The organism is Treponema socranskii subsp. socranskii VPI DR56BR1116 = ATCC 35536, assembly GCF_000468115.1.
Taxonomy (GTDB): Bacteria; Spirochaetota; Spirochaetia; order Treponematales; family Treponemataceae; genus Treponema_D; species Treponema_D socranskii.
The window spans coordinates 86,744-108,268 of sequence record NZ_AVQI01000080.1; the positions used below are offsets into that span (position 1 = coordinate 86,744).

General features: G+C 50.6%; 17 protein-coding genes. 11 read left to right on the top strand and 6 right to left on the bottom strand.

Annotated elements, in window-relative coordinates:
* Positions 1 to 19: 19 nt before the first annotated feature.
* Together HMPREF0860_RS11260 and lepB are read left to right on the top strand one after the other, a co-directional pair.
* A complete protein-coding gene (locus HMPREF0860_RS11260; RefSeq protein ID WP_038081821.1) occupies positions 20 to 268 on the top strand; it encodes a hypothetical protein in 249 nt (82 codons plus the stop codon).
* Positions 265 to 2,010 (top strand): signal peptidase I, encoded by a 1,746-nt coding sequence (gene lepB, locus HMPREF0860_RS11265; RefSeq protein ID WP_021331442.1) that lies wholly within the window; start codon positions 265 to 267, stop codon positions 2,008 to 2,010. Before HMPREF0860_RS11260 ends, lepB begins: the two co-directional genes overlap by 4 nt.
* A gap of 116 nt (positions 2,011 to 2,126) precedes the next feature.
* Here the strand turns inward: lepB and HMPREF0860_RS11270 are convergent, their stop codons facing one another.
* A complete protein-coding gene (locus HMPREF0860_RS11270) occupies positions 2,127 to 2,921 on the bottom strand; it encodes a type III pantothenate kinase (RefSeq protein WP_021331454.1) in 795 nt (264 codons plus the stop codon).
* A gap of 34 nt (positions 2,922 to 2,955) precedes the next feature.
* On the opposite strand from HMPREF0860_RS11270, the gene hisS reads away from it, so the two are divergent.
* Both hisS and HMPREF0860_RS11280 read left to right on the top strand, forming a co-directional pair.
* Entirely contained in the window at positions 2,956 to 4,263 is a 1,308-nt protein-coding gene (hisS, locus tag HMPREF0860_RS11275; RefSeq protein WP_021331502.1) for a histidine--tRNA ligase, read from the top strand.
* A gap of 101 nt (positions 4,264 to 4,364) precedes the next feature.
* On the top strand, positions 4,365 to 5,765 hold the full coding sequence (locus tag HMPREF0860_RS11280) for a formylglycine-generating enzyme family protein (protein ID WP_021331460.1): 1,401 nt from the start codon (positions 4,365 to 4,367) through the stop codon (positions 5,763 to 5,765).
* 167 nt (positions 5,766 to 5,932) lie between these two features.
* Here the strand turns inward: HMPREF0860_RS11280 and HMPREF0860_RS11285 are convergent, their stop codons facing one another.
* The 4 genes from HMPREF0860_RS11285 to HMPREF0860_RS11300 are packed head-to-tail and all read right to left on the bottom strand — an operon-like array spanning position 5,933 to position 8,560.
* A complete protein-coding gene (locus HMPREF0860_RS11285; protein WP_021331451.1) occupies positions 5,933 to 6,286 on the bottom strand; it encodes a hypothetical protein in 354 nt (117 codons plus the stop codon).
* Between the two features lie 8 nt (positions 6,287 to 6,294).
* Positions 6,295 to 6,726 carry a hypothetical protein gene (locus HMPREF0860_RS11290; protein ID WP_021331440.1) on the bottom strand — a complete coding sequence of 144 codons (432 nt, stop codon included), beginning with the start codon at positions 6,724 to 6,726 and terminating at the stop codon, positions 6,295 to 6,297.
* 18 nt (positions 6,727 to 6,744) lie between these two features.
* Positions 6,745 to 7,308, bottom strand: coding sequence for a hypothetical protein (locus tag HMPREF0860_RS11295; protein WP_021331488.1), 564 nt, complete (start codon positions 7,306 to 7,308; stop codon positions 6,745 to 6,747).
* Positions 7,309 to 7,351: 43 nt separating this feature from the next.
* Complete coding sequence (locus HMPREF0860_RS11300) at positions 7,352 to 8,560, bottom strand: LIC_12708 family protein (RefSeq protein WP_021331436.1); 1,209 nt, start codon at positions 8,558 to 8,560, stop codon at positions 7,352 to 7,354.
* Positions 8,561 to 8,625: 65 nt separating this feature from the next.
* Here HMPREF0860_RS11300 and secA point away from each other — a divergent pair, with 65 nt between their 5' ends.
* The gene (secA, locus tag HMPREF0860_RS11305) at positions 8,626 to 11,436 is read left to right on the top strand and encodes a preprotein translocase subunit SecA (RefSeq protein WP_021331493.1); all 2,811 of its coding nucleotides are present in this window, start codon (positions 8,626 to 8,628) and stop codon (positions 11,434 to 11,436) included.
* Between the two features lie 474 nt (positions 11,437 to 11,910).
* Here the strand turns inward: secA and HMPREF0860_RS11310 are convergent, their stop codons facing one another.
* Complete coding sequence (locus tag HMPREF0860_RS11310) at positions 11,911 to 13,029, bottom strand: N-acetylneuraminate synthase family protein (RefSeq protein WP_021331472.1); 1,119 nt, start codon at positions 13,027 to 13,029, stop codon at positions 11,911 to 11,913.
* A gap of 221 nt (positions 13,030 to 13,250) precedes the next feature.
* Here HMPREF0860_RS11310 and HMPREF0860_RS11315 point away from each other — a divergent pair, with 221 nt between their 5' ends.
* The 6 genes from HMPREF0860_RS11315 (at position 13,251) to HMPREF0860_RS11340 (ending at position 21,520) form a co-directional block, all read left to right on the top strand.
* Positions 13,251 to 16,262 carry a chromosome segregation SMC family protein gene (locus tag HMPREF0860_RS11315; RefSeq protein ID WP_021331458.1) on the top strand — a complete coding sequence of 1,004 codons (3,012 nt, stop codon included), beginning with the start codon at positions 13,251 to 13,253 and terminating at the stop codon, positions 16,260 to 16,262.
* A complete protein-coding gene (locus HMPREF0860_RS11320) occupies positions 16,246 to 16,614 on the top strand; it encodes a hypothetical protein (protein ID WP_021331497.1) in 369 nt (122 codons plus the stop codon). Before HMPREF0860_RS11315 ends, HMPREF0860_RS11320 begins: the two co-directional genes overlap by 17 nt.
* Positions 16,611 to 18,233 (top strand): outer membrane protein assembly factor BamD, encoded by a 1,623-nt coding sequence (locus tag HMPREF0860_RS11325; protein WP_021331438.1) that lies wholly within the window; start codon positions 16,611 to 16,613, stop codon positions 18,231 to 18,233. The genes HMPREF0860_RS11320 and HMPREF0860_RS11325 overlap by 4 nt, the downstream gene beginning before the upstream one ends.
* Before the next feature lie 75 nt (positions 18,234 to 18,308).
* The gene (locus HMPREF0860_RS11330) at positions 18,309 to 19,013 is read left to right on the top strand and encodes an SIMPL domain-containing protein (protein ID WP_021495793.1); all 705 of its coding nucleotides are present in this window, start codon (positions 18,309 to 18,311) and stop codon (positions 19,011 to 19,013) included.
* Positions 19,014 to 19,084: 71 nt separating this feature from the next.
* Positions 19,085 to 20,383: a serine--tRNA ligase gene (gene serS / locus HMPREF0860_RS11335; RefSeq protein WP_021331463.1), complete on the top strand. Its 1,299-nt coding sequence runs from the start codon at positions 19,085 to 19,087 to the stop codon at positions 20,381 to 20,383.
* 3 nt (positions 20,384 to 20,386) lie between these two features.
* A complete protein-coding gene (locus HMPREF0860_RS11340) occupies positions 20,387 to 21,520 on the top strand; it encodes an AI-2E family transporter (RefSeq protein WP_021331465.1) in 1,134 nt (377 codons plus the stop codon).
* The last annotated feature ends 5 nt before the right edge of the window (positions 21,521 to 21,525 follow it).

Sequence of the window (21,525 nt, forward strand, 5' to 3'; positions counted from 1 at the left end):
TGAAAATAACACATGGATAATGAAAAGGGCTGAACGCGAGGTGACGGTACTGCCGCCGAGCCGCTCAGACCGATGGCAAGCAATCTTTTTGAAAAAAAGATTGCGCAGTCCGATTCCGATTACGGTCTGCCGCGGCGAACGGCAGGCCGGTGCCGGGAGTTCAGCCGGTTTTTATGATACAAAATATTTCCATAAAGAATATATTTCCGGCACCCTTATACTGCGAGTATACACCAAGGGCGGTATTTTTGCTATACTGGCGTTATGACAGAATCAAAAACCGAAACATTGTTTATTTTGCTGTTCGCTTCTCTTGCCGCTTCTTTTTTCTTTGCGTTTTTTTGCATCCCCGTTTCCGCCGACATATCGATTTTAGCTTTTCCGATTTCGTTCGCGTTTACGGCTATCGTCTTTTACAAATCGATACGACTCAAGCGGGGAGATGCTTCCGTTATCCCCGCCGTGCGGAAAATGATGCAGTATCTCCCGTACGTGCTCCTCGCATCCTTTGTGCTTCGAAGGGCGGGAAAAAACGGAACGCCGTTTTGGTACGATATCGCAACGGTTTCTCTGTGGTGCATCATCTTCGTTTCGTCGCTCGCGGCGCTGTATTTTTTGAACGAAAAGCGCGTGTATACTCTGTCTCCCGAATGGAAAAAATACCGCGAAAAAAATCCTTCCGTAAAACCGCGCGGCTTTGCGCGTGCCGCTTTTGAAGCCCTCGATTGGGCGGACGCGCTCGTGCAGGCTATCTTTATGGTTTTGCTCATTCAAATTTTTATCGTGCAGTTGTATATGATTCCGTCGGAATCGATGGTGCCCGAATTTCTCGTCGGCGACCGTGTCGTCGTTTTTAAGACGGAGAGCGGTCCGAAGTTTCCGCTCTCCGATGTCGGCATCCCCTCTCTTAAAACCTACGAGCGGGGAGATGTCGTCGTGTTCCGAAATCCTCATTACAGCATGGACAGAAAATCGGAAGTGAAAACCGTTACGAGCCAGCTCGTCTACCTTCTCACCTTTATGGCGGTAAATCTCAATAAAGATGCGAACGGTATGCCGAAACCCGATCCGCTCGTAAAGCGTGTCGCGGGCGTGCCGGGAGAGCAGCTGGTGATGCAGGACGGCGTGCTCTATGCGCGCACAAAAGACGGGGGCGATTTCAAACCGGTCGAAAAAGATGCGCGCTTTGCCGCGTGGAATTTAAACGATGTTGCGGCAAAAGCGAAACGCGGTATACGGGATTTTCCGCTTTCGCAAAGCGAATACGATCTCATGATCGAGTGTGAAAAAAAACGCCGCGAATACGATATCGATGCGGCCTCCCTTTCGTGCCGCGCTCTCGCCGAACGCTTCAAACGTGCAGTTCCCGATCGCAGCGGAACCTTTACGATGGATGCCTCTTCGATGCACGAATACAATCTCTTTGTCAATTTCGATGCCCTCACGCAGCGTCTCATGAGCGCGGACGGAGGGACTGCATGGTTTTCGTCCTTTATGACCGATTGGATCGCGTCGAAGCCGGAGGCGGGAAGCTATGCAGGAGGCGATATCTACAGCGATGCGAATTACCGGCTCAATATCATGATAAAAGAATGCGTCGGAAGTCTCGTCGTGAGAAATGCCGAATTGATAAAGGCGGCCTCTTCTTCCGATGCCCGCAGAAGCGACGGTGAAATCCGCTCGCTTATGGAACGGGCTGAAATGCTCAACCTGTACGTGATGCTCCTCGATCAGCGCAATATGCCCGTGTTTCCCGAAAATAAAAACGGACGGCCGCAGTATATTCCCGAGGGCTCTTATTTTATGATGGGGGATAACCGTTTCAATTCCGCCGATATGCGCCATTCGTATACGAAGACGCTCGTCCCGCTTTCAAAACTCGATGCGTACTCTGTAACTTACGAATCGAATATGAGTCCGCAGTATGTCGGAAAAAAATACATACTCGGCACGACGCTCTTCCGCTTTTGGCCGCCTTCTCGGATCGGCGCAATCGGAAAACGGCGATAGAACGGGGCTGTCTCAAAAGTCGCTTACTTTTTCGACAGCTCCTCGAGTTTAAAATTAAGTCTTTGCATTGTAATGACTTATCGGCGCGTTATTAATTTATGCCGCCCGGTTTTACGTCAGAGACCCGCGTACAATGCGGCGCGGCGGATGCCTGAGAGCGTAAGCTCTTTGTCCGCTTCGTCGAAGACGTCGGTGATCGGTTTTATCATGCTGTTGAGACCGCCCGTTGCGATCGTTTTTATATCGGCCTGTCCGACACCCGTCGATTTTTCCAAATCGCACTTCATCCTCTCGATGAGTCCTTCGGCAAGGCTTTTGTAGCCGAGCATGATGCCCGACTGAATCGCGACCGTCGTATTCGTGCCGAGACTCGTCGCAGGAATTTCGAGGGGTACCGACGGAAGCTGCGCGGTATTCGTAAAAAGCGATTTGAACGCGGTGCCGATGCCCGGCGCTATCGCAACCCCGGCGATATTCGCGTTTGCGTCGACGACGACGAAAGAGAGGGCGGTGCCGAAATCCGAAACGATGCACGCGCACTTGTTGCGCTCCCACGCTTCGAGCGCATCGCACAGGAGATCCGTTCCGATTTCGTGGACGGCGCTTTCGGGAATTTTTACGGGGAGCGAGGCGTACATGTCGGGTCCGATGATGAGCGGTTTTTTGCCGATGATGTGCTGCGTGACGTTTACGAAGGGTCCGGTTAAATTCGGTACGACGGAACTTATGACGGCCGAGTCGATGTCGGAAAGGGGGACGGAGGCGTCGCGGATGAGCGTCCGTATCGTCGAAAAGTATTCGTCGCCGGTGCGTTTTACGTCGGAGCTGATCCGCCACACGTGGACGAGTTTTTCTCCGTCGAAGAGTGCGGTTTTGCAGTTCGTGTTTCCGATGTCGAAACAGAGCATCATTGTAATTTTCCCCCGTTTGAGTTAGTATAGCGCTATGGAATCGATCATTCAACCGCGCGTGCTCAAAGGTTTCCGAGATTTTTTGCCCGCTTCGGAAATCGCTCGAGCGGATTTAATTGAAAAAATAACTGCGGTGTATCGATCGTTCGGGTTTGTGCCGATCGACACGCCGGTGCTCGAATATACCGAAATCCTGCTTCGCAAAAGTAACGGCGAAACGGAAAAACAAGTGTTCCGCTTTGAAGATAACGGCGGGCGCGATGTTGCGATGCGTTTCGATTTAACCGTTCCGTTTGCGCGCTTTACGGCGGAACACAAAAGCGAACTGTATTTTCCGTTTAAGCGTTACCACATCGCAAAAGTGTGGCGCGGCGAAAAACCGCAGGCGGGCCGCTACCGCGAATTCGTTCAGTGCGACGTCGATACGGTCGGAAGCGACAGCGCGGCAAGCGATTTCGAAATACTGCTTGTCATACAAAAAGCCTTTGCCGCGATCGGTGTATCGGGCATCACCGTGCGCGTCAATCACCGCGGGATTTTCAACCGCTTTTTGACAAAGCTCGGCGTAAATGAAAAAAGCGACGATATTTTGCGTACGGTCGACAAGCTTGCGAAGATCGGCCGGGACAAAACGGAAAAAGAGCTTTCGGAAATCACCGGAAGCAAAGATCGTGCGGCGGAAATCCTTTCCTACACCGAGGGGGCGGGGGACTTCGAAGCGACATTAAAAAAAATCGAAGAGATGGCAGGCGGAAAGGAGGCTGACAGCGAGCGCATGCGCGACATATACGAAATGCTCGAAGCGGCCGGTATCGAAAAAAATTATACTCTCGATCCGAGCATTACGCGCGGCCTCGATTATTATACGGGCGTCGTCTACGAAACGTTTTTAAACGATTTGCCCGAGATCGGCTCCGTGTGTTCGGGCGGCCGCTACGATAACCTTGCAGGCTTGTATATGAAAGAAAAGCTCCCCGGAGTAGGAACTTCGATAGGGCTCGACCGCCTCATTGCGGCTATGTCCGAGCTCGGCGTCGTTTCAAGCCGCGCAAGCTATGTCGACGCGGAAATTTTCTGCCTCGATGCAAAGGATGCGCTCCTCTATCAAAAAGCCGCCGTATCTTTGCGCGCACAAGGTCTTGCCGTCGAAGTGTTTCCCGACGCGAAAAAAATCGCTCAGCAGTACGCGCTCACCGATGCAAAAAAAATCCCGTGGGGAATCTTTGTCGGAAAAACTTACGAAAAAGACGGCACGTTCGATCTGAAAAATCTTTCGACGAGGGAGCTGTCTGCGGGCATTACGGTGAGCGAAGCGGCAAAACTCATTTTAAATAAAAAATAAAAAATTTAATAAAAAAGGTTGACAAATCTCCATTCTTGAGTTAGCATTAGATAATTAATATTAGTTTATGCTAACTAATAAAAAAAATTTACGGAGGTTTTATGAAAAAGTTATATACTTTGTGTATTTGTGCGCTGTTGGCGGCTGCGGGAACGGTGTTTTTAAGCTGCAACAATGCATCGTCAAGCGATGATCTGACCAAGGAAGATCTCTACGGTTCGTACTGGGGGCATCTGTTTGTCGGTTCTATAAACGCCGATATGTGCCTTGTCGTTCAAGCCGACAAAGTCGATTTGAACAGTACGTTTATGAGCTTTTCTTATCCCCTTATTTCGTATAAAGATCTCGGAGACGGAAGATGGCTCGTGAACTGTTACAGCGAAGGTGAAGAAGAGGATATGGCAAATAACAAGCCTTCAACGCACGTAAGGCTTTTATTCGATACGACAAACATTCCGTATACCTGCGAACCGAATATCATCCCGATGGCAGGCATTGCGGATTTTTTGCCTGTAGTGAAAGGGAGACCTTATGAAGGCGAATATTCAAAGGATGACAGTACCGATCTTCCGAGCAAAACCTATACGGTCGGAAGCGTAGAGTTTGACATGAGACAGATCCCCGCCGTAAAAGGCGCGCAGTTGGGATACAAAGATGTAACCGGCTTTATGGATTTTTCGGACAATATGCCCTATACTGCAAATCTTTCGGCTTATTCCATCGGAGAAACCGAAGTGACGCAGGAGTTGTGGCAGGAGATTATGGGAAGCAATCCGAGTTTTTTCGACAATAGCGGTAAAAAACAGCTTCCGGGCATGGATGGTGAGTATCTGGTTAATACGAAGGTCGCATTAGGAGAAGAGCAGGAAAAGCGCCCCGTCGAAAATGTAAGTTTTTTCCAGATGATCGCTTTTTGCAATAAGCTGAGTCTGAAACTCAATCTTGCCCCCTGCTATACGGTAAAGGTCGGAGGCGTTCCCGTCAATTTTGCAACTCTCAAAGTAGAAGACATTCCCACGGAAAAAAATGAAGACTGGATGGGAGTCGAAATGGATATGAGTAAAAACGGCTTCCGCCTCCCGACCGAAGCGGAATGGGAATGGGCCGCCAAGGGCGGAAAAGGCAATATCGCATGGGCAGGTACGAATAAACAGACGGCGCTCAAATATTACGCATGGTATAACGATAAAACCGGAGGAGATTCGGGAGAAAGAACACACGAAGTGAAAAAGAAAAAACCGAACGGCTACGGCTTATACGATATGAGCGGAAACGTCGGCGAAGTATGCTGGGACGTTTATGAAAATAAAACTCCGCCGAACGGTCTTACCGATCCTACGGGAGCGGAATGTCCGGCCGCTGACAGGGATAATCGTTCCATGCGCGGCGGCGACTGGTTTTTTAATACGAAATCTTGCCGTATTGCCATGCGTTCGAACAGTCCGGATGTCTCTGAACCGGTTATATTCGTAGGACTTCGCTTAGTAAAGCGCGGCGACTGAAATACTTTTATATAGCGATGTTTGCCGAAAGGCAAACATCGCAAGATTAACGTGTGTGCTCGCTTGAAACGTCGGAGCGAAGTTCCTCGTTGCAAAACGCACGCACGGCTAAAAATCTTTTTAAGGGGCTGTCGTAAAAGTCGCTTGCTTTTCGACAGCCCCTGCGTTTATTTCAGCTTTTCGGCAGCGCTTTCGGCGCGGTAGCGGTTTGAGTAGATCGTGACGGCGGATTCGGGAAGCCAGCCGTCTTGGAATTTGTACCACACGCCGCTTTCTTTTAGGGCGGCTTTTCCCGTTACCTGTAAAATGTCGCCCTTCCGACAATAGCCTGCGGCGGCCGCATTCCACGATGATGTCAGGCGGTATGCGGCGTAGGGATCGAGCACGACAGCCCAGCTGATGTCCGGCGCAAGCGCGAGCGGCTCGGATGTGTCGAGTCGAATCGCTTCCGAGGATTTTTTCGTACACGAAACAAAAGAGGCGAGGGCTGCAAAAAGCAGAGCCGCACGTAGAGCGCGCATCGATGTACCTAAAACAAAAGCACGTCGGGAAAACTGAAGTGGAGGACGGCGGCCGCGATGCACGCATAGCCGACGTAGTTCCGCTTTTCGACAAAACAAAAATCGATCCAATGAGGAAGTGTGAGTTCGGATGCGGAATTCGTTTTGTAGAATTCGACGAGGAGGCAAAAGCCTCCGAACAGTCCCGCTGCCGCAGGAATCAAATCGCCGACGACGGGTATGTCGGTGCGTACGACCGAAAGCAGTTTCATAATGCCGACGAAGACGGTCAAAATGCCGAGCACGAGGCGGAAGGTTTTATCGTCGAAAAACGCATTTTCACCGAGTATGCCGCGCGCTTTGCTTTCGGGACTTTTGCCTGAGATGAGATTTTTGCCGTAGACAAGGATGATCCCCGTAACGAGATTTAATAAAATCGATAAAAAATAAAACTGCAGCATAACATATCCTTCGGCGTTTTATTCGCGCACGACGCGCGCGACGAGCGTTTTCGTTTCTCCTCGGAACCGTACTTCCGCCCGCACCGCTACTATATCATAATCGGGAAACTTTGTCCGCACCGAAAGTTCTTTGCCCGTATAGTTTTGCGAATCTTCGGACTCGCCGACGGTCGCCTTTTGTACGTCGATCGAAGAAAAGCGTACGGCAAGCGTGCCGCTTCTCATCGCTTTTTCCGTATCGTTTCCGGGACGGACGGTGAGGCTTGCGTAGATTTCATCCGCATACGAAAAAGCCGCAAGCGTCGCTTCGGCTCCTCCGACGGTTTTGCGGTAGGGTTTTTCGCTTACAAGCGAATAGACGTAGATAAACGCACAAAAAATCGCGACGGCGAAAAGACCGAAACGGTTGGCTTTCGTCGCGACAAGCGATTTTAAAATCCCTTTCGGGCTTTGAATTCCTTCTCCGCTGTAATAATCCCGCACGATTTTCGGCGCTCTCTTTATGCGCTCTTCGTGATTGAAGTAATAATGCAGCGCTTCTTTTCCGTCTTCGTGTCCTTCATCCATAAAACTGAAATCCATCGTCCGATCCTTTTTTGAACTTTACGCGTTCGGCGCTGCGCTTTTACGATTTTACGATCGCGGCCGAAAGCGAATCCGTCCGCCACCATACGACACGTGCTTTTTCTTTTTCGATAAAGAGCGCAGAGATGATGCCGCTGTCGGACAGAGAAAGCACGTAGTAGAGGATATCGTCGTGCGGTACGTCGAAGTGGCGCTTGATGACCTTTTGTCCCGAAAGCTGCACCATTTCGATGCCGAATCCCGTATCCGTCGAAATGATAAAAAAGAGCCATCCGCTGTTCGACACGCCGAGAAAATCGTAGGGCAGACGGAACACGAGTTTGCTGTAATCGGCCGAAACCGTCTCTTCGTAGGGCGGAATGACAATCGGACTGCCGTATTTGCCGGTTTCCACGGTGAGCGGAAATATGCAGCTTTTTATAAAATCGATGCCCGCTTCGGTTTTGGAATCTTCGTCGATGCGCGGCTCATAGTAATCGACTTTGACAAAGAGCCTCCTCGACGTACAGTCGGGTATGACGTCTTGCAAAACGGAAATACCGTTTGCCCCCGCTTTCGCATCGTCCGTTTTCGGCGCGTCTTTTATTAAAATCGGAATCTGATACATGAGAAAGCCGGCTTCGGAAAACCAATAGACGACTCTTCCTTCCGTCGTAATGCAGACGACGACAAGTTCGTCGCTCGATGTCGTATAGATATTTTTAATAAACGGAAAGGGCGTACCGCCGATGCCCTGTTGTCCGATATAATCTTCGGACGTACCGTCGCTTGCAAAGCGCAGGATGATTTGGCTGTACAAAAGCGTTCCGTCTTCGTTTTCTTCCTGCCGCTCTTTCGGCATAGTGCTGACGACATACATGCGTTTTCTCGAATCGACGGCGATAGCCCCCGGATCGGTGAAGGGGTAGGCGATCGATTTTCGTTTGCTCGCCGTGTTTTGCATCGATCGAGTTTCCGATTCTCCTTCCGGTTCGTTGTAGTACAGCGTCAAAAGGTCGCCGTACGAATTGAGCTCCATGATCTTTTCGGCTTCTCCGTTTGCGATGTAAAAAAAACCGTCGCGCATTGTCATGGTTGTGTGCACGTTTCCGATATCGGACAAATCGAACATATTGAGCTGGTCTTCGAAGCGCCCGTATGAAAGCGAAAAGAGTTCGTCTTCTTTTACCGATTCGACCGACGGCGAGTTTTTGCAGGAAAAAAAGCAGACGGAAAAAAGAATCATACACGCGGTGATTTTTTTCATCATGCGTTCAGCATAAACATTGATTTTCGTCTTGTCAATGCACTGCAAAATATCGTATATTTATAGGTATGTTTATTGATAAGATTCTTACGTTTTTCTTCGGCTCCCAAAACGAACGCGACGTCAAAGCGCTCGCTCCGATCCTCGCAAAGGTAAACGAAAAAGAGAGCTGGGCAAAATCCCTTTCGGCGGAAGATTTTCCGAAACAGACCGCGATTTTTAAAGAGCGTCTCGCAAAGGGCGAAACGCTCGACGACATACTTCCCGAAGCTTTTGCGCTCGCGCGCGAAGCGTCGTTCCGCGTATTGGGCGAACGTCCCTACGACGTGCAGATTATGGGCGCGCTCGTGCTGCATTCGGGACGCATTTCGGAGATGAAAACGGGCGAAGGCAAAACGCTTATGTGCGTCGCTGCCGCTTATTTGAACAGCCTTTCGGGAAAGGGCGTGCACATCGTCACGGTAAACGACTATCTTGCCGGCCGCGATGCCGAATGGATGCGGCCCGTGTACGCGTACATGGGGCAAACCGTCGGTACGATCCTTTCGGATATGGACAACGCGGCTCGGAAAGCGGCGTACGACTGCGACATCACCTACGGGACGAACAACGAACTCGGTTTCGATTATCTCCGCGACAATATGCAGATAGAGCTTTCGCAAAAAGTACAGCGCGGATTCAGCTTTTGCATCGTCGACGAAATCGACTCGATTTTGATCGACGAAGCGCGTACGCCTCTTATCATCAGCGGGCAGGGTGAAGACGACACGTACAAGTATCACGAAGTCGATAAATATGTCGGGCAGCTTGTCGAAGTGGAAAAGGATCCCGTGACGGGGCTTTATCCCGACGAAGTGAACATGGATCCCGAACAGCGGAAAAATATCAAAGGCGATTATACGCTCGATGAAAAATCGAAGCGCGTGTCGTTTACCGACGCGGGTATGAACCACATCGATGCAATTCTTCATCAGCACAATTTGATAACGGGCACCGTCTTCGACGAAAACAATTTCGAATACGTGCACTATTTTACGCAGGCGGTGAGGGCTCACACGTTGTACAAAAACGACGTCGATTACCTTGTCAAAGACGGACAAGTGCAGATCGTCGACGAATTTACCGGCCGTATCCTCGAAGGCAGGCGTTACGGCGACGGGCTGCATCAGGCGATCGAAGCGAAAGAGCATTTGCGCATCGCACAGCGGAATCGAACGCTTGCGACGATCACCTTTCAGAATTTTTTCCGCATGTACGACAAGCTTTCCGGCATGACCGGAACGGCGGCAACGGAAGCGGTCGAATTTAATAAAATTTACAAACTCGATGTCGTTTCCATCCCGACGAATAAGCCGGTTATCCGAAAAGACGAAAACGACGAAGTCTACCTCAACGAAAGCGACAAGTGGACGGCGATCTGCGACGAAATCGCCGCGGCTCACGCAAAGGGACAGCCCGTACTCGTAGGTACCGTTTCCGTAGAAAAATCGGAACACCTTTCGGCGATGCTCACGCGCAAAGGAGTCCGCCACGAAGTGCTGAACGCGAAAAATCACGCGCGGGAAGCGCTCATCATAGCCGAAGCGGGTGCAAAAGGCGCGGTGACGATCGCAACGAATATGGCCGGCCGCGGTACCGATATCAAGCTCGGAGGCAATCCCGAATTCCGCGCACAAAAAAGAGCCGGAACGAATGCAACGCCCGAACAATACGATGCCGCTTACAAAATCGAAAAAGAGCAGTGGAAAAAAGATTACGAAGACGTAAAAGCTTCTGGCGGACTGTACGTCATCGGCTCCGAACGTCACGAAAGCCGGCGTATCGACAATCAGCTGCGCGGCCGTTCCGGACGTCAGGGTGATCCCGGTCGCAGCAAATTCTTTATTTCGATGGACGACGATCTCATGCGATTGTTCGGCGGCGAGCGCATGAAAGTGATGATGAGCAGGATCGGCATGAAGCCCGGAGAGCCGATCGATCACCCGTGGCTGAACCGCGGCATTAAAAAAGCGCAGGAAAAAGTCGAAGACAGAAACTTTGAAATCCGCAAAAACCTGCTCGACTACGACGATGTTTTAAACGAACAGCGCGGCGTCGTCTACAAACAGCGAGACAGCATTCTCGCCGACGAAAACCTTTCCGTGCGCGTTATGAACAATGCAAAAGACGCCGTAAACGATATTTTCGACGAATACGAACTGCACACGAAAAAGCAAAAGGACGCCGCTTTGGCGGAACTCAACGACCGCATCAGAAATATGTTCGGTATTCAATTGGCATCCGAACAGCTTTCGCGCGAAACGCTTGAATCGATGCTGCAAAACGATTTGACGGAAAAAGAAACGCTCGCCGGCAAAGAAAATCTCAACATGTTTATCCGCTACCAGTACGTGCAGACGATCGACAAAAAATGGCTCGATCAGCTCGAAGAGCTCGAAAGCCTGCGCGACGCGGTGCACTTGCGCTCCTACGGCAGCAAAAATCCGCTTACCGAATATAAGATCGACGGTTTTAATATTTTCGACGAAATGATGGATTCGATCCGGACGACCGTTATGTCGCGCGTATTCAAAGTGCGCATCCAGCTTTCGCCGGCTGCAGCAGAAGCGCGGAGGAGGATGAGCTCTCGCGATATGAGCGCGCAGCATTCCGAAGCCGCGTCTTTTGCAGGAGGCGCGTCGGGCGAAGCGCAGCGGGAAGCTTCCATGCAGATGAGCGGAGATGCCGCGCGGAGGGCCGCCGCAGGCGGGGCGATGCAAAAGCACACGCAGGGGCAATCGGTGACTGTCCGCCGCACGATGCCGAAAATCGGCCGAAACGATCCCTGTCCCTGCGGCTCCGGGAAAAAGTATAAGAACTGTCACGGAAGAAACGGATAGCAAAATCCGTGACAGTTCTCGTCGATCGATGCGCGGCAGCGCATCTCCCTTGCACGGAAGAAACGGATAGCAAAATCCGTGACAGTGTAACTATGACTTTAGATGAGATAAAAAAATTGCCTCCTTTGTAGGAAAAGAAATGGAAGATTTTAAAAATCAACAACCCCGACGCAGAGCATCGGGGTATGTTGTTCTCATAAGGTGGTTGCAGTCGGGGTTTAATACCCTTAGTTACAGCGTAGAGCAACAGGGTATTAAACCCTCCGCACGAATAAAGATTTTTCCGATTGTCCCAAGCTGACACGAGATGAACTCTTGGAATTCAAGCCGTGGTATACAATTCATCCCGAATGGGCGGAAACGGAAAAAGCCGATAGCGAAAATTTAAAGATATCCGTTCCGCGATAAAAAATTGCTTTGCGGATTTTCCGGTGTTTTTCAAAAACTATCGTTGTACGGCGCTTATTTCCTCGCTCACCGGCGGTGCACGATGTCTTCCCAATCGACGCCTGCTCCAGCGGGGACGTCCCGTGAAAGGCGCGCGTTTACAATCGTTTCAAAGTATTCCGGCGAAATGCCGGGCGTGAGCGTTTTTTCGGTACGGAGGACTGCGATATCGTTTTCTTCGACGACGCTGCCGGCTTTCATCGCGTGCATAAAATGGAGCGAGCGGTTCGTCCTTCCGTAGTTTTCGATTTCCGACGGCGCAAGCGTTTTGATTCCCGTGCCGAGAACTTCACGTACTTTTTTTCTGCCGTATTGTTCGCGCATCTCTTTGAGTATGCGCGCCGCTCCGCGTTTTCCGCCGTAGCGTCGTTTTGCCGCTTCACACTGGTGGAGTGCACGTACCATCTGTCCGAACTGTTCGCCTTCAAGTGCGACGGGGTCGTCGAGTCCGTCAGTCTTTTTGCTCAGCGTGATGTGCTTTTCGGTTATAACGCTTCCGCATGAGGCGGCGAGGACGGGAACGAGGACGGGATCGAGCGAGTGATCGCTGATGCCGCAGGGTACGCCGAACATATCGTGCAGCGTGGAAACGAGGCGTACATTGTATTCGGTTTCGGGAGCGGGGTAACTTGTGATGCAGTGTAGCAGCGTGACGTTTTCTTTTCCGACGATGTCGAGAGAGCGTTCGATGTCGGCGAGCTTTGAAACGCCGCTTGAAAGGATGACGGGGACGACGGCATCTCCGAGCGCTTTTTGCACCGTACGGAAATCCGACAAAGCTCTCAAAAGCGGGATGTGATTCAATTCGGGGGATGCGATTTTTACGGCGTCTGGTTTAAGTGCAAGCAGTTCGCGGAGGCTTTTGAGACCGAAAGGCGAGCAGACGAAGAGGAGATTTTTTTTGTGCGCATACGCCATCGCCGATTTAAAAAAATCGCTCGGCACTTCGAGCGCTTTAAACCGATCGTAGAGCTTTACTTTTCCGCCCGGCAAATCGACCGTTCCCGTATCGGGGTGCAGGATTTCATCCGCATACACCCATTGAAATTTTACGGCATCGGCTCCTGCAAAAAAAGCCGCGTCGATGAGCTTTTTCGCTTTTGCAAGCGAGCCTTCGTGAGCCGTTCCTATTTCCGCGATGATCATACTGAAACTATAGCGCTTATCTAAGCGGATGTCGAGATTTTTCGGTATCGCCGACAGGGATTACGCATGAGAAACTTTGTTCGTATAACGTAAAAAATCGGCTGCACTCTCGTAGGTTGTAAATATCGGAATAACCGCGCTCGATACCGTTTCCGAATAGTTGATTGAGGCTGCCATATCGTGTATAATATAAAAACAGCTTTCACTTTGAGAGGGGACAGGTGTTTCTTAAAAGTCTCGACATATTCGGCTTCAAATCCTTCGCCGACAGAACACATATCGATTTTTCGGACGGCATCACGGCTCTGCTCGGCCCGAACGGCTGCGGCAAAAGCAACGTCGTCGATTCGATAAAATGGGTTTTAGCCGAAAACCGCTCGAAAAATCTGCGTGCCGACAAGATGGAAGACATCATTTTCAACGGCACCGAACGCCGTCCGCCTCTCAACGTCGCCGAAGTGACGCTCACGATCATGAACGAAAACGGGCTCATCCCGTTCGAAGCATCCGAAATCGCGATCAAGCGGCGGCTCTACCGTTCAGGCGAAAACGAATACTTTATCAATAACCGGCAGGCGGGACCGAGGGAAATACGCTCGCTCTTTATGGATACGGGCATCGGCAAAGCGGCTTATTCGGTCATGGAACAGGGAAAGATCGATCAAGTGCTTTCGTCGAAACCCGAAGACAGGCGCTATCTCTTTGAAGAAGCGGCAGGCATAAGCCGGAGTAAAGCCGAATGCGCGGAAGCCGAACGGGAACTCGAGCGTACTCGAAACAATCTCCAGCAAATCGAAATCGCGCTTTCGGAAGTCAAGCGGCGATACGATACGCTCAAAGTGCAGTCCGAAAAAACGATCAAATACCGCGCGGTCAAAGACGAAATATTCAACGATGAACTCGATTTAACATTATTAAAATTAAAAAACTTCGTGCAGACGAAAGCGCAAAACGAAGAGCATCTCAAACAAGTCGAAAAAAAACGAGGCGATATCCGAAACGAAATCGAAGCGATCAGCAACACGCTTTCCGAAAACATGGACAAAGTAAAGGCTATGCAGGAAGAAGTGTATGCAAAGCAGGCGGATTTAATCGGCATTCAAAAAGAAAAAAGCGGCAAACAGGATTTGATTCAGCAGTTCAACGTGCGCCTTTCCGAATCGAAAGAAAAACTCGAACAGCTCGAAGCGCATAAAAAAGCGATCGGAGTTCAGATCGATGCGCTGAACGATGAAATCGACGAAAAAAACGCGCAGCTTTACGAAAAGACAAAGCAGCTCGACGATATCAAAAAAAATATCGCATCATTCGGCAAACATATTTCCGACGCGGGAAGCCGCATCGACGGAAACGATACCCTCGTCTCCGAATCGCAATCGCAAATCGAAGCGCTGCGTGAAGCGCGTACGCTTTTGCAAAAAGATTTGACGGCGATCACCGAAGACATCGTCACGAAGCTCGACGCAAAATTAAAAGACGCGGGCTTTTCCGAAAATGCGATGAAAAACGCCAAAGAAACGCTCGACAACGTCATCGCACGCTTGAAAATTTTTACGGCGGGACGCAAAAACATCTTTGCCGATTTTGCAGCCTCTCCTTCGCATTCCGCCGACGAATGCGTCAAAACGGTGAAGGAAGCATCCGACGCGTTTTCCGAAACGGGAAAGCTTGTTGCCGAACTTGAAAAAGCGCTCGACGATTATATGAAAGACTCTCCCGCCTTTATCACCGAATTCCTCGCGCCGGAAGGAATCATGACGAAAAAGCGCGCCATCGATCAAAAGATTTCCGACAACCGTTCCCGCGTTGCCGGGATCAACGAACGCATAGCCGAACTGCATGCGGAAAACGAAAACCTTTCGAAAAAAATCGACGAATATAAAGAAACGCTCGGAAAGCTCAAAGTAAACGAAGCGCAGATGCACGAGCAGATTACGGCGGCCGAAGAACAGGTATCGATGCTCCGCCGCACTTTGATAAGCCAGCAAAAAACGCTTTCCGATACCGACGGAGAGATCGCTTCGGAAAACAAGCGCGCCGAAAATTTGAATGCGGAAATATCCGGCGCCGAAGAAGAGCTTTCGGAAATAGAAAAGCGCGGTCTCTCTCTCGCGGACGAACTGAAAAAACTCGACGATGCGATCGCTGCGTGCAATACGAGCGTGTCGGGAAAGCAGAACGCGCTCCGTCAAAAGCAGGAGGAACAAAATAAGCTACAGGCGCAGTACGAGCGTGTTTCGCTTTTGCTCGTTTCCTCCGATACGGAAATCAAAAACGTCAAACAGAATTTTCAGGATACGCATTCGCGCGATCTTATGGAATTCGAAGAGCGCATGTATAAGATCACAAAACCCGCTTCGGAAATTCGGGAAAAACTTTCCGACGCGAAAGAACGGCTGAAAGCGCTCGGACAGGTGAACTTGATGGCTGTCGAAGAATTCGCCGAAGAAAAAGAACGCTACGAGCGGCAGAAGACGAACTGCGAAGATACGAAAAAGAGCCTCGAAAATCTGCAGCGCGTTTCGGGAGAAATCAAATCGAAATCGTCCGAAATGTTTCTCGACACATACAATAAAATCAAAAAGAATTTTCACAATATGTTCCGCCGCCTTTTCAACGGCGGAAGAGCCGAGCTTCGTCTCATCGATCCGGAAAACGTGCTCACGAGCGGCATCGACATCTACGCGCAGCCGCCGGGAAAAAAGCTCGAAAACATCGCCCTTCTTTCGGGCGGAGAAAAAACGATGACGGCCGTTGCGCTTTTGTTTGCGACTTACCAAGTGCGCCCTTCTCCGTTTTGTCTCCTCGACGAAATCGATGCGGCGCTCGACGACAAAAACGTTTCAAGCTTTGTGACGACGCTACGCTCTTTTGCAAACGTAAGTCAATACATCGTCATCACGCATAACAAAAAGACGGTTATGGGAGCTACGACGATGCTCGGTATCACGATGGAAGAATCCGGCGTTTCGAAAATACTTTCGCTCCGCCTCGACAAAGACATAAAGCTCGGCGCCGTTATTCCTGAAAACGGAGAGGACTTTATCGAAGAGGACGTGCCGCCCGAAGAGGCGACCGTTCCGCCGAGACCCGCAAAGCGCATTCACAATCCCGACGGAACGATAACCGATCCCGACCGCGAACGCGCAGTGAAAGAAGAGAAACGCCTCGAAAAAGAAGCGGCGCAAAAAGCGAAAGCTGCGGAGAAAAAAAGCGATGATCGGGAAAAGTGATTTTTTCGACGGTATCAAAGCTCTCTTTTCCGGAAGGAAAAAATACGTCGCTTTTATTTCGGGCACGCTTATTTTGATGACGTGCATTGCGCTCGCAGTTTTTATTGTACAAAAATCGAAAAAGAAGCGCCGAGCACCCGTCGCCGAACGGACGTTTACACCGTCCCACGAACTCCTTGCGCCCGACGGCCCGCAGGAGCAAAAAGATTATATCGCTTCGCGCGAAGCGAGAGATGCGTGGAGCGATGCCGATACGGATCGGTGGTTTACGCCGCCTGAGGGCAAAGAGATGGAAGATCTGCGCCGCGCAAACGATAAAATCGTTTCGGATATATTGGGGGCTGCTCCGTGAAAAAATCAATAAAACGAACTTTTGTATGGAGGCCGATACAAGTCTCTCTCTCGGCGATCGCCTGTCTGTCGATTTTTTTCGTATCGGTATCCTGCTCGTCTCTTCCGAAAAGCGGACGAGCGGGAGATCCCCCTAGGCAAACCGAAAGCGAAGAGTTTTCCCGTCAATCGGAACATCCTGAGGGCGTTTCGGAATCGGCGGAAAACGAAAATCCGGCGGAAAACGCAAACACTGCATCGCCGCACGAAAACAACGACGCTTTGCCGTCGGATGAAAAGTCGGGCGACAGCGAAGATGCGGCTTCGAATGCGGAAAATATTTCCGAACGCGTCAGAAGCGATCTTCCCGAAAAAAGCGAAGAAGCAATGCGCGGAAGCACCTCTATAGACGAACCTGTCGTACGGGAAGGATTTTCGGAAAACGCAGGCGCGGGTTCTACCGCGCGAAACAAAGCGTCTCCAAGTCGGGCTCAAAAAGACGCCGCACCGAAAGGCAAAAAAGACCCGACGACGAAAGCTGTAAACGATGCTGCGCAGACAGGTACAAGTTCGACGCAAACGAATGTAAACGCGGTAGAAGGAGAAACGACACGCTCGGCGCAAGATGTCCGCAAACGGCAAGCGGATAAAACAACCCTTCCAAATGCACGGGACGCGAAAGAAGCGGAAATCGTTTCCGCCGACAGATCGGCAAACGGTACGGAAGGCTCGCGGAAACAAGCGGATCCGCTCGTCGACACGGACGAAATCGGCACGAAAATACTTCCGTCGCGATCGGTGCATATCGCGAAAAACCAATACCTCGATGTCGTCTATCCCGGAGGAGGATGGATCTATCTCGGAGAGACGGACGGTACGAAACTGTTTTCGTTTTTCGGCAAAAGGTTCGGAGATGCCGACACGATTTTTACGCTCCGTGCAAAAAATGAAGGAAAAGCGATACTGCATTTTTACAAAAACGATATCCTCACCGGAAACGCTATCGACGACTGGCTCGAAGCGATCGTCGAAGATAAAACCGGAAGCGCGGCCGAACGCATCACAGCTCCTTCGTATGCAGACATCGTTCCGCCCCGTCCCGCCTCTTCGGCCGGCGATGCGCGAGGAGAGAACGCGGAAGCCGCTCCTTCCGAAACTGCAAAAAACGGCACGGAAGGTATTTCGGGAGCGGAAACAGGCGGCGTTTCGATTTCCGGACGAACGGCGGATTCCGAAAGCGGAGCCGGCGGTATAAGCGATTCGGCGGACGAAAACAATGCCGTGTCTTCTCAAAGCGCAAAAGAACAAACGGGATCGGCTTCGGCAGCCGCTCTCAGCGCGGGCGATTATGCGCTCGGCGAATCGGATTTGCTTGAAAAAGCGAAAAGCGCATACGATGAAAAAAACTACGCGAGAGCTCTCGCTCTCCTCGATCTGTTTTTTGCGCGTGCGACAAGCCGTATCGACGAAGGACTCTATCTCAAGGGACAAACGCTCGAAGCAAAATCCGCGCAGCAAAATATCAAAGGCGCGCTCGAAGCGTACGACGAGCTTTTGCAAAAGTGGCCGGAGAGTAAACAGTGGCAGTCCGCACGCAAGCGCAGCATTTATCTGAAACGCATGTACGTCGATATCCGATAAACGGAAATAACGGATGGATTTTGATTTAATAAAAATCGAAAGCGGTGATTGTTGATACATCGAACGGAGGAATATATGAAACGGTTTATTAAAATTTCCATAGCGGCTATCGTGCTGTTTTCATCGTTGTCGTGTTCGCTCGTAAAAAGAGCGGAAGGATCTTCGCGGACGATTACCGTGACCGGCCGCGGCGTCGTGGAAGCTGAGCCCGATAAAGCCTCCGTCGTCGTTTCGGTCGTAACGCAGGAGTGGGTCGCAAAAACCGCTGCGGATAGGAATGCCGAAATCATGACGCGCGTACGCGGCGCGCTTGTCGCATCGGGAGTTAACGCAAACGATATTACAACGACGAACTACAGCATACATCGAAAGGAATCATGGGACGGCGGGAGGCAGTCGATCGGACGCTACCAAGTGCGAAATGAAATGAAAATCGTCGTGTATAACACTGCCCTTGCAAGCGACGTTATCGACACGGCGATTTCTGCAGGAGCGAACGAACTGACGTCCCTCACGTTTACCGTTTCCGACGATACCTCTCTTGTGAGGCAGGCACGGACGCTCGCCGTACAGCAAGCGCAGGATACGGCATCCCTTTTGGCTGGAGCTGCCGGCTGCAAAATCGGAGAATCGATTACGATCATCGAAGAAAGCGATGCGGGCGGCATCAATATGATGAACTACGCACCGGCGGCGATGAGCAGCGGAGCCGTTTCAACGCTGTCGTCCGGAAAAATCGAAGTGAGTTCGACCGTCACGATCACGTACGCTTTGCAATAACGCGCAGTAAAATCAAGGGAAACCGTTAAAAATCGAAATTTTTAGACAACCATTATTAATAAGGGATATATATGCTTGATTATAAATTTATCAAAGACAATCTCGAAGCGGTAAAACAAAATATCGAAAACCGCAATATGACGGCCGACGCCGATGAAGTCGTGCGCCTTTACGACGAGCGGACATCTCTTGTCACGCGTCTGCAGCAGTTACAGCAGAAGCGCAATGAAAACGCCGCGTTGATGAAAGGAAAGCTCGAAGAGGCAAAGCGCCGGGAGTTTATCGAAAAAGGGAAAGAGCTCAAAGATGCCATCGCGGATGCGGAAAAAACATTAACGGAAACGGAAGCAAAGCTCGAAGAAGCGGCGCGGAAAATTCCGAATATGGCGCACCCGCAAGCCCCGATCGGTAAAGTCGATACGGAAAACCTCGAAGTAAAAAAAGTCGGCACGCCGCGCGTTTTTTCGTTCCCGCCCAAAGATCACGTAGCGCTCGGAGAAGCGCTCGATATCATCGACTTCGAGCGCGGAACGAAGGTTTCCGGCCCCAAATTCTATTACCTAAAAAACGAAGCGGTCTTTCTCGAACAGGCGCTCATCATGTACGCACTCGGCATTTTACGGAAGCGCGGTTTTACGCCTTTCGTAACGCCCGATATCGCAAAGCAGGAAGTGCTTCAAGGCATCGGCTTCAACCCTCGCGGAAACGAATCGAACGTTTACTGTATCGAAGATGAAGGCACTTGCCTCGTCGCGACGGCGGAAATCACGCTCGGCGGATATCATTCGGGAGAAATACTCGACAAATCGAAACTGCCGCTTTTTTACTGCGGGCTTTCGCACTGTTTCAGACGCGAAGCGGGAGCGGCAGGACATTTCAGCAAAGGTTTGTACCGCGTTCACCAATTCGATAAAGTCGAAATGTTCGTGTACTGCCTGCCTGAAAAATCGGACGCAATCCACGAAAAGCTCCGCCTGATCGAAGAAGAAATCTTTATCGGGCTCGGTATTCCCTTTCGCGTCGTCGACACGTGTACCGGAGATTTGGGAGCGCCCGCATACCGCAAATGGGATTTGGAAGCGTGGATGCCCGGCCGAGCGGACGAAGCGCATCCCGACGGTGACTACGGAGAAGTAACGTCGACGTCGAACTGCACCGACTATCAGGCAAGAAGGCTCAACATCAAATACAAAGACGACGACGGCAAAAACAAATACGTCCACATGCTGAACGGAACGGCGATCGCGGCCGGCCGCGCGATGCTCGCGATCATCGAAAATTATCAAAACGAAGACGGCTCCGTTACCGTTCCCGAAGTGTTGCGTCCGATATGCGGCTTCGATTCGATAAACGCAAAGCGCGGAGCTTAAGCGATGACCGGCAGAGAACAAATTTCACGGCAGATCGCGTATTTATTGATCTTCATCGCGACGATTTTGCTTTTTACCGTTTTGAAAATAACGGCGAGCGTCGTCATCCCCGTCATCATCGCGATTATGTTTTCATTCGTGCTCTTGCCGATCGTCCGCGGCATGAATAAAATTCACTTGCCGTGGATATTCAATGTTGTCATCGTAACAATTTTATTTGTCGTCGCCATCGCGGTTCTCGGTACTCTCGTATTCGCAAGCCTTCGTACGATCCTTTCCGAATATTCGAAATACGAATCGAAATTTCTTTCGATCTATAAATTTTTTGCAAACAGATTCAATTTGGGTTTCGATGCGGATAAAAGTTTTTTTTACAATCTGCAGAGCGCGCTCGGCGAACAGTTCAATATCGGCATTATGATACGCCGTATGCTGTTTTCCCTTTCGGCCAATATGGTGTCCGTCGTTCGCAACATCCTCGTCATCGTATTGATGTTTATCTTTTTGCTCGTCGAAATGCACGTGACCGGCGAAAAGCTCAAAGAAGCGTTTGAAGGACGGATGAAAAATCGTCTGTTCGAAATCGTTAAGCGAATTATGATCCAAGTCGTGCGCTTCGTTTCGATAAAATTTTTTATCTCGCTTGCGACGGGAGTGCTCATCTATGCGTCGGCAAAAATCGTCGGCCTCGACTTTGCAGTCGTGTGGGGATTTTTCGCCTTTGTGCTGAATTTCATTCCGACTTTCGGTTCGATCGTTTCGGTCGGATCAACCTCCGTATTTGCGCTTCTGCAGTTTTTTCCGCATCCGGCTCCGATCGTTTTTATCGTCGCGGGAACGACGACAGTCAATATAGTGCTCGGCAATTTTATCGAACCGCGCATCGAAGGGCACAACCTCGGCATTTCGCCCTTCGTCATCCTCGTCATGCTCTCGCTGTGGGGCTGGATGTGGGGCTTTGTCGGCATGATCCTCGCAGTTCCGCTCACCGTCATCATAAAAATCATCTGCGAAAACATACCGCTGTTGCATCCCGTCGCGATTTTACTCGGCAATAAACCGCAGGACACGCGGCTCGAATTTACGGCATACGAAGAGGAAAGCGAAGTGGAAAAGAACGGTGAAAACAAAGCATAATGCTC